Raw genomic sequence first — 16,572 nt, 5'->3', positions numbered from 1 at the left:
CTTTGTTTTTTGTATTAATGCCGGTCGCGGAAGCGGTTGGTTATCGGATAACGACGGTCGCGGCCAAAATTCTTGGTGGTAATCTTCACACCCGGAGCGGATTGCCGGCGCTTATATTCGGCGATGTACAGCAGATGCTCCACACGCTCAACCACAGCACGGTCATAACCCTCGGCAACAATCTCATCCACGCTGCGTTCATGCTCGACCAGCGCCTCCAGAACCGCGTCCAGCACCGGATATGGCGGCAGGGAATCCTGATCGGTCTGATTATCGCGCAGTTCCGCACTCGGTGCCTTGTCGATGATATTTTGCGGCACGACCACGCCTTCAGGTCCCATAGCACCTTCCGGCAGATGATGATTGCGCCAGTCGGCCAGCGCATAGACCTGCATCTTGTAGAGGTCTTTGATCGGATTGAAGCCGCCATTCATATCGCCGTAAAGCGTGGCATAGCCGACAGCCATTTCCGATTTATTGCCGGTGGTCACAACCATCGAGCCGAATTTGTTGGAGATCGCCATCAGAATAACGCCACGGGCGCGGCTCTGCAGATTTTCTTCTGTCACACCGCTCTCAGTACCGGCGAACATTGGCGCAAGCACATTGAGAAAGCCCTCAACAGGCTCTGCAATCGGCACAATATCATAACGGCAGCCAAGCGCCTCGGCACAATCTTTCGCATCTTTCAACGACATTTCAGATGTGTAGCGATAAGGCAGCATCACTGTATGCACGCGGTCTTTGCCCAGAGCATCAACAGCCAGCGCCGCACAGATTGCTGAGTCCAGACCGCCGGACAGGCCAAGCACGACGCTTTTAAAACCGTTTTTGTTCACATAATCACGCAGGCCATGCATACAGGCAAGATAATCCGCCTCTTCACCTTCCGGCACCCAATTGCGGTCGCCGTCTGCACAAGACCAGCCATCCGCACCGCGTGTCCAGTCACTCATGGAGACCAGTTCTTCAAACTGCGGCAGTTGCACCGCCAGATGATGATTAGCATTGATAACAAATGAACCGCCATCAAACAGCAACTCATCCTGCCCGCCGGTTTGGTTGGCATAGATCAGCGGCAGACCGGTTTCGACAACCTGACGTACAGCTATCTGATGGCGCACTTCCATCTTGGAGCGGTGATATGGCGAGCCATTCGGCACCAGCAGAATTTCCGCTCCGCTCTCTGCCAGCGTTTCACACACGCCGAGCTCACCCCAGATATCTTCGCAAACCGGAATACCTAAACGCACACCACGAAAATTGACCGGCCCCGGCATAGCGCCAGCCTGAAAATTGCGCTGCTCGTCAAATTCACCGTAATTCGGCAGGTCAACTTTGAAACGCTCGGCTATGACCTTACCGCCATCCAGCACCATCACCGCATTATGCAGACCGGTTTCACGCTGCAAAGGCGTGCCGATAATCACACCAGGGCCGCCGTCAGCAGTTTCCAGCGCAAAGGCCTGCACTGTCTTTTCACAGGCTTTGACAAAAGCAGGCTTGGAAACCAGATCTTCCGGCGGATAGCCGCAGATGAACAATTCAGTAAACAGGATCAGGTCGGCCTTGGCATCAGCCGCAGTTTTGCGGGCTGCGCGCGCCTTGGTAAGATTGCCCTGAAGATCGCCCATAACCGGATTCAGCTGGGCGATTGCGATACGTAATTTATCGGGAGATGTGGTCTTTGTGCTCATAGCACAAGCATTACCGCGACTGCCTTTTTCTTGCAATGAGAAACGGGCGCAGATCAGTGAATACAGGCGCCCATATCATTATTTAAGCAGAAAAAATCAGCGGTCGTACAAGCGGCCAGAGATGATAAATCCAGACGGTTGCACACATGATCGAGGCGATCAGCACGGCTAGTGAGCCTGCATCTTTGGCAATTTGAATATCTTTCTTGAAATCACGGCTGATAGCGTTGCAGGTAGCTTCAACGGACGTATTGATGACTTCCACCAGCAGCAGAAACAATACCGCGCCAACCAGCAACAGATAGGCTGCCATATCTGCCGCCACAAACCATGCCACAGGCAGCGAAACAAGCAACAGCACCAGTTCCTGCTGCACCGGCTTTTCATGGCGCGCCAGATGGTTCAGCGACCGCATAGAATTGATAAATGCTTTAAAAATGCGTTCCATATTGCCCCGCAATAAACCGGAAATCATAAAAATACGGGCGGGGAACCAAGCCCCGCCCGTATAGTTTTAGCTATTTAAAATCAGGCATTTGCCGCGATTTTCTGAGGTTGTGAATCACGATCCTTCTTCAGAAGTTCAGCCACGAGGAATGCCAGTTCCAGAGCCTGGTCCGCATTGAGGCGCGGATCGCAATGGGTGTGGTAACGGTCGGACAGGTCTTCTGCAGAAATGGCGCGTGCACCACCGGTGCATTCGGTCACATTCTTACCGGTCATTTCGATATGAATACCACCGGCATGAGTGCCCTCAGCCTGATGCACTGCAAAGAAGCTCTGAACTTCTTTCAGAATACGATCAAACGGACGGGTCTTATAACCCGCAGCAGTAATCGTATTGCCATGCATCGGATCGCAGGACCAGACAACCTTACGGCCTTCCTTCTCAACCGCACGGATCAGACGCGGGAGATGATCTTCTACTTTGTCATAGCCGAAACGGGCAATCAGGGTCAGACGACCGGCTTCATTTTCCGGGTTCAAACGGTCGATGAGACGCAGCAGATCATCAGCTTCCAGTGAAGGACCACATTTCATACCGATCGGGTTCTTGATACCACGGCAATATTCAATATGCGCATGATCCAGCTGGCGGGTACGGTCGCCGATCCACATCATGTGGCCGGATGTGCCATACCAGTCACCCGAGGTTGAATCCACACGGGTCAGCGCTTCTTCATAGCCAAGCAGCAGAGCTTCGTGGCTGGTGTAGAAATCGGTTTCACGCAGCGCATGATTGCTGTCTGCGGTAATGCCGATAGAGCGCATGAAATTGATGGTCTCGGAAATGCGGTTGGCAACGGCAACATAGCGCTCGTTCTGCGGGCTGTCCGAAACAAAGCCGAGCGTCCATTTATGCACGTTTTCCAGATTGGCATAGCCACCCTGTGCGAAAGCGCGCAACAGATTGAGCGTTGCCGCAGACTGGCGGTAAACCATTTCCTGACGGTTCGGATCAGGAATGCGCGATGCTTCATTGAACTCGATACCATTGATGACATCACCACGGTAAGAAGGCAGTTCCACACCATTCACGGTTTCCATGTCGCTTGAGCGCGGCTTGGCAAACTGACCGGCAATACGGCCAATTTTAACAACAGGCTGTGATCCGCCGAAAGTCAGCACAACAGCCATCTGCAAAAACACGCGGAAAAAGTCGCGGATATTGTCCGCGCCATGTTCCGCAAAGCTTTCTGCACAATCGCCACCCTGTAAAAGGAAGGCGCGACCTTCAGCCACTTCGGCCAGTTGCCTGGTAAGCTTGCGCGCTTCCCCTGCAAAAACCAAAGGCGGATATGTACGCAGACGAGCCTCGACATCGGCCAAAGCCTGCGCGTCCGGATAAGAAGGCACTTGCTTAATCGGCATGCCTCTCCAGGATTGCGGTGTCCAGTTCTTCGTCATTATAGCACCTGTAATATATTCTGATTTTATTTAGAGTTATCCCCTGCTGCACCGCACCATTGCAGTAACAGCCTTGCGTATATAGTCCACCGGAAGACAATGTACCAGCCGCAATTAAGCCGACAGGCTCCAGCCTTGTCATTTTTGCCAAGATTTAAGTCACATCTTGTAATTTTATGACGAAATCCATCAAAACTCACAAAAAAACCGGCGATTACCACCGCCGGTCTGTCACTCTGTCTCATGAGCGATACAAATAATCAGCCCTGACGCTGCCCTTTGACCAGCCTGTAGCTTGGTGTGTACATGGTCACGAACTCTTCCGCAGCGGAAGGGTGCAGCGCCATTGTGCGGTCAAAATCATCTTTTGTCGCTGCCGCTTTCAAGGCAATACCAAGCAGCTGCGCCATTTCACCGGCATCCGGCCCGAGCACATGGGCACCCAGCACTTTACGCGTATCCCCATCAACAACCAGCTTGGTCAGCATTTTCTCATAGCGTCCGGCCAGCGTATTGCGCATCGGGCGAAAATGCGCGCGATAAATTTCAACATTGGCATATTGCTTCGCCGCCTCTTCCTCCGACATGCCAACAGTGCCGATTTCCGGCTGCGAAAAGACAGCGGTCGGGATCAGCTCATGGTCAGGGCGCATCGGATTGCCCTTAAATGCCGTTTCAAGGAAGCACATAGCCTCATGAATGGCGACAGGCGTCAGCTGAACACGATTGGTCACATCACCGACAGCCCAGATATTCTCCACATTGGTATGGGAATATTCGTCAACAATGATCGAACCGTCTTCCGCTTGTTTCACACCGGCATTTTCAAGGCCAAGCCCCTTGGTATTCGGTACACGGCCGATTGCCTGCAGCACCTGATCGGCGGCCAGCACTTCACCATTGCTCAGTGTAACACTCAGACGATGCTCACCTTCCGCTTCTGCAACTGAGGTAATATTGGCTTCCGTGACAATACGGATGCCTTTTTCAATCATCGCCTCAGTAACCAGCCGGAACAGATCGCCGTCAAAACGGTGCAAAATCTGCTTACCGCGATAGACCAGTGTAGTCTCAACACCCAAACCGTTGAAAATACCGGCAAATTCAACAGCAATGTAACCGCCGCCCTGAATAGTAATCGACTTTGGCAGCTTAGCCAGATCAAAAACCTGATCGGAATTGATGCAAAGCTCATGCCCCGGCATGGCATCATCCATAAACGGATGACCACCGGTCGCGATCAGAATGGTTTCCGCGGTAACAGTTTTGCCGCTGCCGACCAGTTCAATCGTATGGGCATCTTTCAGCACGGCACGATAAGGCAGAATCTCCGTCTTCGCATTATTCAGCCCCTTGGTATAAAGGCCTTCAAGACGGGTGATTTCAGCTTCTTTATTGGCAACCAGCTTTGACCAGTCAAAACTGGTTTCGCCGACAGTCCAGCCATAACCTGCAGCATCACTGAAATGTTCCGGAAATTGGGATGCATAGACATAAAGCTTTTTCGGCACGCAGCCGCGGATCACACAAGTGCCGCCCATGCGAAACTCTTCTGCCAGCCCGACGCGTTTTCCCATAGCTCCGGCAAGACGCCCTGCCCGAACACCGCCGGAACCGCCGCCGATCACAAACAGGTCATAGTCATAACTGGTCATTTTAGTCTCCGAATTTTTTACGCGTTATCCGAATATGTTACCGGCACAATGGCTTAACAAGAGGAACCGTTACAGAACGTTACAACAGTCAAATTTGAGATTGAATCGTTGAAACTGCTGTAACTCATTGTTTTTACGTATCATCCCACACAGTTTTGCTGGAAATGCCGTAAAGTCACAAGCTCAACGTGCCAAATAATATGCAATAAAAAAGCCCGGCACTCAGACCGGGCTTTTTCTGTCATTGAGACTGAATTATTCAGCAGCAGCCGGAGCTGCACTGCCGGCAGCTTTCGCCAGCACTTCACCAACCTGCATGGCCAGATCACGGGCAACGCCGTTCTGCCAGACTTCAGCAGCCTTCAGCACTTCACGGGTTACAATCGGGCCTTCAGAAATCAGTTTCTTACCGGCTTCGGATGTATAGAAGCCGCTGATTGCTTTCAGTTCATCTTCACTGAAAGAATTTGCATAGGCACGGGCAGCTTCGGTTTCCAGATCGGAGCGGCGGGCAGCCAGTGCCAGAGCCTTATCATCAACTGTTTTGGTGATGATTGCTTCGAGATTCGGGTCTTTCTGGATCAGCTCGGATTTCAGAGCCTGTGCTGCACGTGGCAGAATGCCGTCAAACTGTTCGGTAGCGCCGATTGCAGCAATTGCAGCACGCGCGGCTGCCAGATGAGACTGCGAAGCCTCCTGAGCCTGCGCGAGATTGACACCAGCCAGTACTGTAAGCGCCGCCAGCGGCGCAATAAGACGGCGATAGCCAGTTGCCTTGGTCATATGGTCAATACTCCGTTTTTTATTCACTTTACACCGTTCTGTACGGCGTGAAATCTGTTTGTTCCGGCAATAGCCGACAGATATGTATTTAAAATTACGACAATGTACGGATGCCTGATGTGCCTGCAATAATCGCAGCACGCGCAAGCCCGATAAACAAACCATGCTCTACAACACCCGGAATGGCGAAGAGTGCGTCTGATAATGCTTTTGTATCCGGAATACGGCCAAAAGATGCATCAAGAATATAATGTCCGCCGTCCGTTACGAAAATTTCGCCGTCTTTCATGCGAAGATTCAACGGCGCTTCCAGTCCGAGGCCGGCAATAGCCTTTTCAATTGCCAGCTTTGTTGCAGCCAGACCAAAACGGTTCACTTCAACCGGCAGCGGGAAGCGGCCGAGTGTGTCCACCACTTTTGATTCGTCAGCAATAACGATCATAGCATCAGATGCGGCAGCGACAATTTTCTCGCGCAATAAAGCACCGCCGCCGCCCTTAATCAGCGACAGATCGCCATCCACTTCATCTGCACCGTCAATGGTGAGATCAAGATGCGGGGTTTCTTCCAGCGTGGTCAGCGGAACGCCCAGTTCAGCGCACAAAGCAGCGGTGCGCTCAGAGGTCGGCACGCCGATAATTTCAAAGCCTTCAGCCACCTTAACGGCCAGCAAGCGCACGAATTCCTCAGCTGTGGAGCCGGTACCGATACCGAGCTTCATACCGTTTTTCACATGGGTTAAAGCCTCAGCGGCGGCGGCAATTTTCAACTGACGCGGATCAACTGAACTCATAAATCTGCTTCCCGTATTTCCATTTGCAGCTTTGGCTGCGAAACGCTTTATGCCTTAACAAGCCACGCGCGGTAGTCGCGCAAAACACCGTTAATGCTGCTTATTTCCGCACTGCTGTAGCACGAGCATCACGCGCGGCAAATATATTATTGTTCCCATTTCATCTATTTAGCGAAAAAGACTATCAATAAGTCGCATTTCAGGTAGGTTTTGCCAATGCCGCACACTTTCCGTGCCGTGTTCTGTAAAATAGCGATAAGCCAAAGGGCAGATATGTCTCATTCCTCCGCAACCACCACAGCGCAACCCGTTATCGTCTTTGATCTCGACGGCACATTGGTAGATACAGCTCCGGATTTGCTCGACAGTCTCAATCACTGCCTCATTGCCGGTGGACTGACACCTGCCGATCCGGTCTCTTTGCGCAAATTTGTCGGCTCCGGCGCTAAAGTGATGATTGAACGCGCTTATCAGGCACAGAACCGTCAGCTGACGGATGAGGATATGAAAACGCTGTTTGCCCTGTTTATGGAGCATTATAACGGCAATATGCCGGGCAAGTCAGCCTTTTATCCGGGTGTGCTGAACAGTCTCGACCGGCTGAGTGCCGCAGGTTATGTCCTTGCTGTCTGTACCAACAAGTTTGAAATCAGTGCCAAGGCATTGCTGGAGCGTATGGGGGAAGCACATCGCTTTGCCGCGATCTGCGGACAGGATACCTTCCCTTACCGCAAGCCTGATCCACGCCATCTGACGGATACAATTGCGCAGGCCAAAGGCGACCGTTATCAGGCGGTTATGGTTGGCGACAGCCGCGCCGACATTGACGCTGCCAAAGCTGCCGGTATTCCGGTGATTGCCGTTGATTTCGGCTATACCGATCTGCATGTCTCACATTTTGAGCCAAGCCGCATCATCTCGCATTTTGACGAGATGACATTGGATATGATCAGCGACATGCTGGAGGCTGCAAAAGAAGCTGCTGAATAATTTTATACGACCTGTGGAGCACTATGACCGGTAAGCAGAATATTCAAGCTACTCAATCCTTTGGCAAAACCATTGATTTTGGCAAAACTGCCTCTGATTACCGGAATTTTCGTGCCGGTTTTCCGCCGAAGTTTTTCGATGCTTTAAGCGCGAAAAACTATATCAGCCCTGAACAAACAGCGCTTGATATTGGCACGGGAACCGGCACCGTCGCCCGCGGCCTTGCACAAAAAGGACTGATTGTTACCGGTGTTGATCCGGCGCAGGCCTTGCTTGATGAAGCTGCAGAACTGGACAGAGACACAGGAGTTAACATCCATTACCGGACAGGCTCAGCCGAGAGCCTTACCGAAGCGAATGATAATTTTGATCTTTTGACAGCCGGACAATGCTGGCACTGGTTTGATCGTCCGAAAGCGGCTCAAGAAGCAAAACGGGTTCTGAAACCTCATGGCCGTATCATTATCGCTCATTTTGACTGGTTGCCCTTTGCAGGGAATGTTGTTGAAGCAACAGAACAGCTTATTCTGAAATACAATCCGAAATGGACAATGGGCGGTGGCAGCGGAATTTATCCGCAATGGTTACAGGACTTGGCAGAAGCTGGTTTCTCTACGATTGAAACCTTCTCTTTTGATCTGCCGGTTTATTACAGCCATGAAGCATGGCGCGGACGTATTCGTGCAAGCGCGGGTGTAAAAGCCAGCCTGTCAGCTGAAGAAACGGTTCGTTTTGACAGTGAATTCTCTCAAGTTTTACTGAAAGGCTTTCCTGAAGACCCTCTGGCAATTCCCCATCGGGTCTGGGCTGTCACAGCTCTCAACACAAAATAAAAAAGCGGGATTTCTCCCGCTTTTTTATTGCCTGTTACAGAGGCGAAATATCGCCTTTGGCCCATTCCGCTGTCGTCTCTTCAAAGAAGTCATTGAAACGACCCGCTTCAATCGCATCGCGGATGCCCTGCATCAGATACTGATAATAATGCAGATTGTTCCATGTCAGCAGCATACCGCCCAGTGCTTCATTGGATTTCACCAGATGATGCAGATAAGCGCGGCTATATTGGCTCGATGCCGGACAGGTAGACATTTCATCCAGCGGGCGATGATCTTCCGCATGACGCGCATTGCGCAGGTTCACCTTACCGCGACGGGTAAAGGCCAGACCGTGACGGCCTGCACGGGTCGGCATAACGCAGTCGAACATATCAATGCCGCGCGCAACCGACTTCAGCATATCGTCCGGCGTACCAACACCCATCAGATAGCGCGGCTTCTCATGCGGCAGGATCGGACAGGTCACATCCAGCATATCCAGCATTACCTGCTGCGGCTCACCAACAGCCAAACCACCAACGGCATAGCCTTTGAGATCCATATCCTTCAGCGCCTGCGCAGATTGCTCGCGCAGCTGCACATTATCGCCGCCCTGCACGATACCGAACATCGCCTTGCCCGGCTGATCGCCGAAGGCCACCTTACAACGTTCTGCCCAGCGCAATGACAGTTCCATCGCCTTCTGCATCACATTGAAGGATGCAGGCAGTGCCGTACATTCATCGAGCTGCATCTGGATATCGCTATCAAGCAGTCCCTGAATTTCAATGGAACGCTCCGGCGACATTTCATAAGCGCGGCCGTCAATATGCGAACGGAAAGTTACGCCCTGCTCTGTCAGCTTGCGCAGCTGCGCCAGTGACATCACCTGAAAACCGCCGGAATCGGTGAGGATCGGCCCTTGCCAACCGCCAAACTCATGCAAACCGCCAAGGCGTGCCACACGCTCGGCACCCGGACGCAGCATCAGGTGGTAGGTATTGCCGAGGATGATATCCGCGCCAAGGTCTTTGACCTGATCCATATACATGGCTTTGACGGTGCCTGCGGTGCCAACCGGCATAAAGGCCGGTGTGCGGATAGTGCCGCGCGGCATAGTAATTTCACCGCGCCGTGCTTTGCCGTCTGTTGCCAGCACTTTAAATTCAAAATTTTCACTAGTCATATCAAAATCTCTTAGTATTATTTTTCGCAGTTTCGTATGGATCGTAGCGGAAGTTGAAATCACTCCGGTGGACTGATTTCTCCGCGTAGGCGGCTTCCACTTTTCCTGAAACTGCTCAGGCGTCGCGACGCGTCAGAAGGCTGGCATCGCCATAGGAATAAAACCGGTATTCGTTGCTAATGGCATGGGCATAGGCCGCCTGCATTGTCTCGAAACCGCTGAAAGCCGAGACCAGCATGAACAATGTCGAGCGCGGCAGATGGAAATTGGTCATCAGCATATCAATCGCACGGAACTTATAGCCGGGTGTGATGAAGATATCGGTCGCGCCCGACCAAGGACGGATAATGCCGTCCTCACCGGTTGCGCTCTCAATCAGGCGCAGCGACGTCGTGCCGACAGAGATAATCCGCCCGCCCCGCTCATGCACACGATTGAGTGCTGCTGCGGTTTCCTCAGAGACATAGCCGATCTCCGCATGCATTTTGTGGTCGGCAGTATCATCAGCCTTAACCGGCAGGAAGGTGCCTGCACCTACATGCAGGGTCACAAAATGTTCTTCCACGCCCTTGGCGCGAATGCGCTCCAGCAGTTCCGGCGTGAAATGCAATCCGGCAGTCGGCGCTGCAACAGCGCCCTCTTCACGCGCATAGACAGTCTGATAATCCTGTCTGTCCTGCGCATCTTCCGCCCGTTTGGACGCGATATAAGGCGGCAGCGGAATATGCCCGACCGAAGCAATCGCTTCATCCAGCACGGCACCGGAGACATCAAACACCAGCAGCACTTCACCGCTGTCGTGCTTTTCTGCAACCAGAGCATCCAGCGTGCCTAAAAAACAGCTGGAACCCGAATGGCCGAAACGAATGCGCTCGCCTTCCTTCACGCGCTTTGCAGGGCGCAAAAATGCTTTCCAGCGGTCAGCGCCGGTGCGCATATGCAAGGTCGCACTCACGGTTGCGACTGTGCCGTCACGCTCACGCGTACCCTCAAGCTGCGCCGGAATAACTTTGGTATCATTGAAAACCAGCGCATCACCTTCGCGCAGCAAATCCGGCAGATCGCCGACATGCAGATCCTGCAAAGGCTGATCCGGAATTACGCGCAACAGTTTTGCATGATCGCGCGGGGTAACCGGACGCAGCGCGATGCGCTCTTCCGGCAGGTCAAAATCAAACAGATCGACGCGCATCACTGGCCTCAATTTCGGGGAGTTCAAATTTTTCTAAAATTCGCATTGCCCTGCCATACAGAACAGCGGGCAAAAAATAAAGGGCGCGTTACGGCTTGAACCATAACGCGCCCCTCAAATCAGCAAGCTGACAGATCAGAAATTACAGATCAGCAGCGATTTTTGCAGTAGTAATTGAATCCGGATCAGTTACCGGCTCACCGCGCTTGATCTTGTCAACATTGTCCATGCCTTCAATAACCTGACCCCATACGGAGTACTGGCGATCCAGCCAAGGTGCATCAGCAAAACAGATATAGAACTGGGAGTTAGCCGAGTTCGGGTTCTGGCTGCGAGCCATCGAGCAGGTACCGCGTACGTGCTTGGTATTGGTGAATTCTGCCTTCAGGTCAGGCTTGTCCGAACCGCCCATACCGGCGCGGGATGGGTTGAAGCTGGAACCGCCCTGTTTACCGAACTTCACGTCACCGGTCTGCGCCATGAAACCATCGATCACGCGGTGAAATACAACGCCGTCATAAGCGCCTTCACGTGCCAGTTCTTTAATACGGGCAACATGACCTGGTGCCAGATCTGGATAGAGTTCGATTGCAACTGTACCTTTAGTGGTTTCCAGTACCAGTGTATTTTCCGGATCTTTATAAGCCATGGGGCTTCTCCTGTAGATTTTTCAGGCTGCAACTCAGACAGCCGCGTTTAAAGTAGAATTACTTACGATCGGCCAGAACAATGGCTTTAACGATACGGTCAGGATTATCAACCGCGCCATTGGCAGATTTGCTGCCTTTTTTGATTTTATCGACGGTTTCCATGCCGCTGACGACTTCGCCGACAACAGTATACTGGCCGTTCAGGAACGAGCCTTCATCAAACATGATGAAAAACTGCGAATTGGCAGAATCCGGCGATGAGCTGCGTGCCATGCCGACGGTGCCGCGCACAAATGGCTGCTTGGAGAATTCTGCCGGAATATTACCATAGGAAGAACCGCCGGTGCCTGCGCGACCCGGATTATAATCCTTATCCGCATTACCGAACTCTACGTCACCGGTCTGCGCCATAAAGCCGTCAATCACGCGGTGGAACACAACGCCGTTATAAGCACCGTCGCGCACCAGTTTCTTGATCTGCTCCGCATGTTTCGGAGCCAGATCAGGACGCAGTTCAATAACGACATCACCGTCTTTCAGAGTCAGAACCACTGTATTTTCAGGGTCTGCGGCCTGCGCATTAACCGGCTGCAAAGCGGCTGTGGCTGAAAATGCGAGAAAGGCTGTGACAGCCAGTAATTTACGCAAAAAGGACATGATTTTTCCTGTGTGAAGCTAAGGTCTTATTTTTTAAGCTTATGCTTTAGAGCTTTTTCGATAACAGGCGGCACGAAGCGGCTGACATCGCCCCCCATTGCCGCAATCTGGCGCACCAGTGTGGCAGTAATAAAACGCACATCGGGGGAAGCGGGCAAAAACACAGTCTGCACATCCGGTGCCATACCTGTATTCATACCGGCCATCTGCATTTCATAATCAAAATCAGTGGCATCGCGCAAACCACGCACCATCAGCGTTGCGTTGAAACTTCTGGCAGTGTCCACCACCAGACCGCTGAAACTGGTATAATCAATACGGCTATTATCTTTGCCAAAAGCCTGCTCTCCGGCCTCGCGCAGCAGCTCTACCCGCTCTTCAAAGCTGAACATCGGGGTTTTGCCCGGATGGACGCCGATAGCGACAATCACCTTATCGGCCAGCCCAAGAGCCCCGCGCAGAACATCAAGATGACCATTGGTGACCGGATCAAATGATCCTGCATAGAGAGCTGTTTTCATACCCAATGAATTAATCATTATACTGACCAATTTCAATCTCTAAAGCGAAGTACATAACGGGTTCAGCAAAGAGCGGAGCAAGAACCTCTCTAAGCCTCAGTCTTACATCAAAAGCATAGGTTTACGCGCTCCCAAAGTGAACCTAGCATGAATAGACCGGTCAGAAATAATTCAAGTGAAAACGCCTATATTACCGGCAACACAGTAACCGCACTGATCTCACATGCCACAAAATGAAAGATTTTATGCAACCTTTGTGTCGCTTGCGCGTAATATAAGCGAAAGGATAAAATGATGATGCTATTTATTCTCGCAATCTCAATGATCGTCGCGATGATGTTTGCAGCCATTATCCTGATGATCGAAGAAAGTGCCTCCAGGCGTCTGAGCGATCAGAAATCCGTCTTCGACCTGCGCTCTGTACGGCGTGTCGCCCGCGGCACCAGATCAAAGCGCATTACACACGCATAAGTGAAGTGATAATATCTTGGTTTCGCCTAAATCAGGCCTAAATAGATACAAAATACCTCTTTAATCAGAGGGCAGTTGCAGCCGGAACCTCCAGTCCAGGCTTTTATTTCAAGGCGGTGTGAGAAGACACCGCCTTTTTCTTTATGTAAGCACAATAAAAAACGCCCTGTCATTTTGACGGGGCGTTTTTTTGTTTCAGAACTTATTCAGCAGTTGGTTCATCGCCCGTTTGGGTCACTTCCTGAACCGGTGCCTGATCGCCGGCGGTTTCCGAGGTCTCATCCTCTTCATCATCGGTTTCAGAAATACGTTCTACCGACACAACCTTTTCACCATCAGCGGTGTTAAAGATGGTGACGCCCTTGGTGGAGCGACCGGCAATGCGGATGCCGCCAACCGGCACACGGATCAGCTGACCGCCATCCGACACCAGCAGGATCTGGTCGCTTGCTTCCACAGGGAACAGCGCAACCAGTGCACCGATTTCATCGGTTTTCGATGTATCAGTTGCGCGAATACCCTTACCGCCACGGCCGGAAATACGGAATTCATAGGACGAAGAACGCTTGCCGTAACCGAACTCGCTGACTGTCAGAACAGTCTGCTCATGGGCTTTCAACTCTTCATAACGCTCATCATTGAGTTCCGCATCTTCGGTCACGTCTTCACCGACGACTGCGATATCTTCCACATCATCCGAGCCAAGGCTGCGGCGCTCCGCAACGGCACGCTTCAGATAGGCTGTACGCTCGGCCGGTGTCGCTTCCACATGCTCAAGAATGGCCATGGAGATAACTTTATCGCCGTCTGCCAGATTGATACCGCGTACACCAATCGAATTACGACCGGCAAAGACGCGCACATCCTCCACACGGAAACGGATACACTGGCCGCCGGCAGCGGTGAGCAGCACGTCGTCATTAACCGTACATGTATCGACCGAGAGGATTTCATCACCCTCTTCTTCCAGCTTCATCGCAATCTTACCATTGCGGTTGACCTGAACGAAATCAGACAATTTGTTACGGCGCACTGTGCCGCGCGTTGTAGCGAACATCACGTCGAGTTCTGCCCAGCTTGCCTCATCCTCAGGCAATGGCATGATCGTGGTGATACGTTCACCCTGCTGCAAAGGCAGCATATTAATCAATGCCTTACCGCGGGATTGCGGAGTACCGATCGGCAGACGCCAGACTTTTTCTTTATAGACGATACCGCGTGAGGAGAAGAACAGCACCGGCGTATGGGTATTGGCCACAAACAGACGGGTAACAAAATCCTCGTCCTTCGTCGCCATACCTGAGCGGCCTTTACCGCCGCGACGCTGTGCACGATAGGTATTCAACGGCACACGCTTGATGTAACCGGCATGGCTGACGGTGACGACCATATCTTCACGGGCGATGAGGTCTTCATCATCCATTTCAGCGCCGCCAAGGGTCAGTTCAGTACGGCGTGGTGTGGCGAATTCATCACGAACCGCAGCCATTTCATCCTTAACAATGCCGAGAATGCGCTCACGCGATGCCAGAATAGACAGGTAGTCTTTGATTTCTTCGCCGATCTTATTCAGTTCATCAGCGATTTCATCACGGCCGAGAGCTGTCAGGCGCTGCAGGCGCAGTTCAAGAATAGCGCGTGCCTGTTCTTCCGACAGATTATAAGTGCTGTCATCATTCAGCACATGACGCGGATCGTCGATCAGACGGATCAGCGGTGCGATATCGGCTGCAGGCCAGCGGCGTGTCATCAACTGCTCACGCGCCGTTGCAGGATCCGGCGCACGGCGGATCAGCGCAATAATTTCGTCGATATTGGCAACGGCAATCGCCAGACCAACCAAGACATGCGCACGTTCGCGGGCTTTATTCAGCAGGAACTTGGTGCGGCGGCTGACAACTTCTTCACGGAAATGCACAAATGCATTCAGCACTTCCATCAAGGTCAGAAGCTGCGGCTTACCACCATTCAGCGCCACCATATTGCAGCCGAAAGAGGTCTGCAGCGGGGTGTAGCGGTAAAGCTGGTTCAGCACCACATCAGCATTGGCATCGCGCTTCAGTTCAACAACCACGCGGTAACCGTCACGGTCGGATTCGTCACGCAGATCGGAAATGCCTTCAATACGCTTATCGCGTACCAATTCAGCCATCTTCTCGATCATGGTCGCTTTATTGACCTGATACGGCACTTCCGTGATCACGATGGATTCGCGGTCATTGCGCATCGGCTCAATCGTCACGCGGCCACGCATCAGCACAGAACCGCGACCGGTGCTGTAAGCCGAATAAATGCCGGAGCGACCGAGGATCAAACCACCGGTCGGGAAATCAGGCCCCGGAATGATTTCGATCATTTCTTCCAGCGACATTTCAGGATTGTCGATCAGGGCAATACAGCCATTGATCACTTCACCCAAGTTGTGCGGCGGAATATTGGTGGCCATACCAACGGCGATACCGCCGGAACCATTGACCAGCAGGTTCGGATAGCGCGCCGGAAGCACTTTAGGCTCCTGTTCGCGGCCATCATAATTGTCCTGAAAATCAACAGTATCCTTGTCGATATCTTCAAGCAGAACCGAGGAAACTTTTTCCAGACGGCACTCGGTATAACGCATCGCAGCGGCACTGTCGCCGTCGATGGAACCGAAGTTACCCTGCCCGTCAACCAGTGGTTCGCGCATGGAGAAGTCCTGCGCCATACGCACCAGTGCATCATAGATAGAGGCGTCACCGTGCGGATGGTATTTACCCATCACTTCACCGACGACACCGGCAGATTTACGGTAGGAGCGGTTCCAGGCGAGCCCCATCTCATTCATGGCATGGAGAATACGCCGGTGGACCGGCTTCAACCCGTCACGAACATCAGGAAGCGCGCGGCTGACGATAACGCTCATAGCGTAATCGAGGTAGGACCGCTGCATCTCCTCCACAATAGAAATCGGTTCAATACCGTTAAATTCGTCTGAACCGGGCGGCGGAGTAAGGTCTGTCACTATTCAAATATCTTTCATAAAGAATCGATTAGTTTTGATAGATTGTACTCTATCCCATAACATCAAAATCACGAAATTTCGACTGCCTTGCGGCGGCCTTCATACACACCAAATATAGCCGATTTTGTGCTTTTTTGGCATATTTATTACCCTGTCACGCATAAATCAGAGAATATTCTTGTTTCCCGTTCGGGACGGGGGCAAATGCATCAGAATACTTCATCAATCGGCCTTTCAGAACCGGCACAAGAAC

15 protein-coding genes are annotated in these 16,572 nt (G+C 52.1%); 3 read left to right on the top strand and 12 right to left on the bottom strand.

All coding sequences use genetic code 11. The annotated features are described in order from the left end of the window. Window positions 1–14 precede the first annotated feature (14 nt). The 6 genes from K1X45_RS00830 to rpiA form a co-directional block, all read right to left on the bottom strand. Window positions 15–1,697 carry an NAD+ synthase gene (locus tag K1X45_RS00830; RefSeq protein WP_220159512.1) on the bottom strand — a complete coding sequence of 561 codons (1,683 nt, stop codon included), beginning with the start codon at window positions 1,695–1,697 and terminating at the stop codon, window positions 15–17. Window positions 1,698–1,779: 82 nt separating this feature from the next. Continuing rightward, window positions 1,780–2,145: a diacylglycerol kinase gene (locus tag K1X45_RS00825; protein WP_220159511.1), complete on the bottom strand. Its 366-nt coding sequence runs from the start codon at window positions 2,143–2,145 to the stop codon at window positions 1,780–1,782. A gap of 80 nt (window positions 2,146–2,225) precedes the next feature. Next, window positions 2,226–3,605, bottom strand: coding sequence for a class II 3-deoxy-7-phosphoheptulonate synthase (locus K1X45_RS00820; protein WP_075655519.1), 1,380 nt, complete (start codon window positions 3,603–3,605; stop codon window positions 2,226–2,228). 260 nt (window positions 3,606–3,865) lie between these two features. Further along, window positions 3,866–5,260 carry a glutathione-disulfide reductase gene (gor, locus tag K1X45_RS00815; RefSeq protein WP_075655521.1) on the bottom strand — a complete coding sequence of 465 codons (1,395 nt, stop codon included), beginning with the start codon at window positions 5,258–5,260 and terminating at the stop codon, window positions 3,866–3,868. A 255-nt stretch (window positions 5,261–5,515) separates the two neighbouring features. Next, window positions 5,516–6,043, bottom strand: coding sequence for a DUF2059 domain-containing protein (locus tag K1X45_RS00810; protein WP_022710379.1), 528 nt, complete (start codon window positions 6,041–6,043; stop codon window positions 5,516–5,518). A gap of 94 nt (window positions 6,044–6,137) precedes the next feature. Continuing rightward, window positions 6,138–6,836, bottom strand: coding sequence for a ribose-5-phosphate isomerase RpiA (rpiA, locus tag K1X45_RS00805; RefSeq protein WP_116088111.1), 699 nt, complete (start codon window positions 6,834–6,836; stop codon window positions 6,138–6,140). A gap of 273 nt (window positions 6,837–7,109) precedes the next feature. Between rpiA and K1X45_RS00800 the strand changes: the two genes are divergently transcribed. Further along, window positions 7,110–7,826 (top strand): HAD family hydrolase, encoded by a 717-nt coding sequence (locus K1X45_RS00800; RefSeq protein WP_220159510.1) that lies wholly within the window; start codon window positions 7,110–7,112, stop codon window positions 7,824–7,826. A gap of 23 nt (window positions 7,827–7,849) precedes the next feature. Next, window positions 7,850–8,659 carry a class I SAM-dependent methyltransferase gene (locus tag K1X45_RS00795; protein ID WP_220159509.1) on the top strand — a complete coding sequence of 270 codons (810 nt, stop codon included), beginning with the start codon at window positions 7,850–7,852 and terminating at the stop codon, window positions 8,657–8,659. A 34-nt stretch (window positions 8,660–8,693) separates the two neighbouring features. Here K1X45_RS00795 and tgt read toward each other — a convergent pair whose 3' ends face one another. The 5 genes from tgt to coaD all read right to left on the bottom strand — a co-directional run bounded on the left by tgt (window position 8,694) and on the right by coaD (window position 12,847). Continuing rightward, window positions 8,694–9,827 (bottom strand): tRNA guanosine(34) transglycosylase Tgt, encoded by a 1,134-nt coding sequence (gene tgt / locus K1X45_RS00790; RefSeq protein ID WP_116088114.1) that lies wholly within the window; start codon window positions 9,825–9,827, stop codon window positions 8,694–8,696. Between the two features lie 115 nt (window positions 9,828–9,942). Continuing rightward, window positions 9,943–11,019 (bottom strand): tRNA preQ1(34) S-adenosylmethionine ribosyltransferase-isomerase QueA, encoded by a 1,077-nt coding sequence (gene queA / locus K1X45_RS00785; protein ID WP_151159296.1) that lies wholly within the window; start codon window positions 11,017–11,019, stop codon window positions 9,943–9,945. A gap of 142 nt (window positions 11,020–11,161) precedes the next feature. Then, on the bottom strand, window positions 11,162–11,668 hold the full coding sequence (locus K1X45_RS00780) for a peptidylprolyl isomerase (protein WP_220159508.1): 507 nt from the start codon (window positions 11,666–11,668) through the stop codon (window positions 11,162–11,164). A gap of 58 nt (window positions 11,669–11,726) precedes the next feature. Then, window positions 11,727–12,326 (bottom strand): peptidylprolyl isomerase, encoded by a 600-nt coding sequence (locus K1X45_RS00775; protein ID WP_116088116.1) that lies wholly within the window; start codon window positions 12,324–12,326, stop codon window positions 11,727–11,729. Between the two features lie 26 nt (window positions 12,327–12,352). Further along, window positions 12,353–12,847: a pantetheine-phosphate adenylyltransferase gene (gene coaD / locus K1X45_RS00770; RefSeq protein WP_028233504.1), complete on the bottom strand. Its 495-nt coding sequence runs from the start codon at window positions 12,845–12,847 to the stop codon at window positions 12,353–12,355. A gap of 291 nt (window positions 12,848–13,138) precedes the next feature. Here coaD and K1X45_RS00765 point away from each other — a divergent pair, with 291 nt between their 5' ends. Then, entirely contained in the window at window positions 13,139–13,318 is a 180-nt protein-coding gene (locus K1X45_RS00765; protein WP_220160553.1) for a hypothetical protein, read from the top strand. 202 nt (window positions 13,319–13,520) lie between these two features. Here the strand turns inward: K1X45_RS00765 and gyrA are convergent, their stop codons facing one another. Further along, window positions 13,521–16,319 (bottom strand): DNA gyrase subunit A, encoded by a 2,799-nt coding sequence (gene gyrA, locus K1X45_RS00760; protein ID WP_220159507.1) that lies wholly within the window; start codon window positions 16,317–16,319, stop codon window positions 13,521–13,523. Window positions 16,320–16,572 lie beyond the last annotated feature (253 nt).

The organism is Pseudochrobactrum sp. Wa41.01b-1 (assembly GCF_019464455.1).
GTDB lineage: Bacteria > Pseudomonadota > Alphaproteobacteria > Rhizobiales > Rhizobiaceae > Pseudochrobactrum > Pseudochrobactrum saccharolyticum.
Note: the sequence above shows the minus strand (reverse complement) of the source record. Positions and strands in the feature narration are given on the sequence as shown.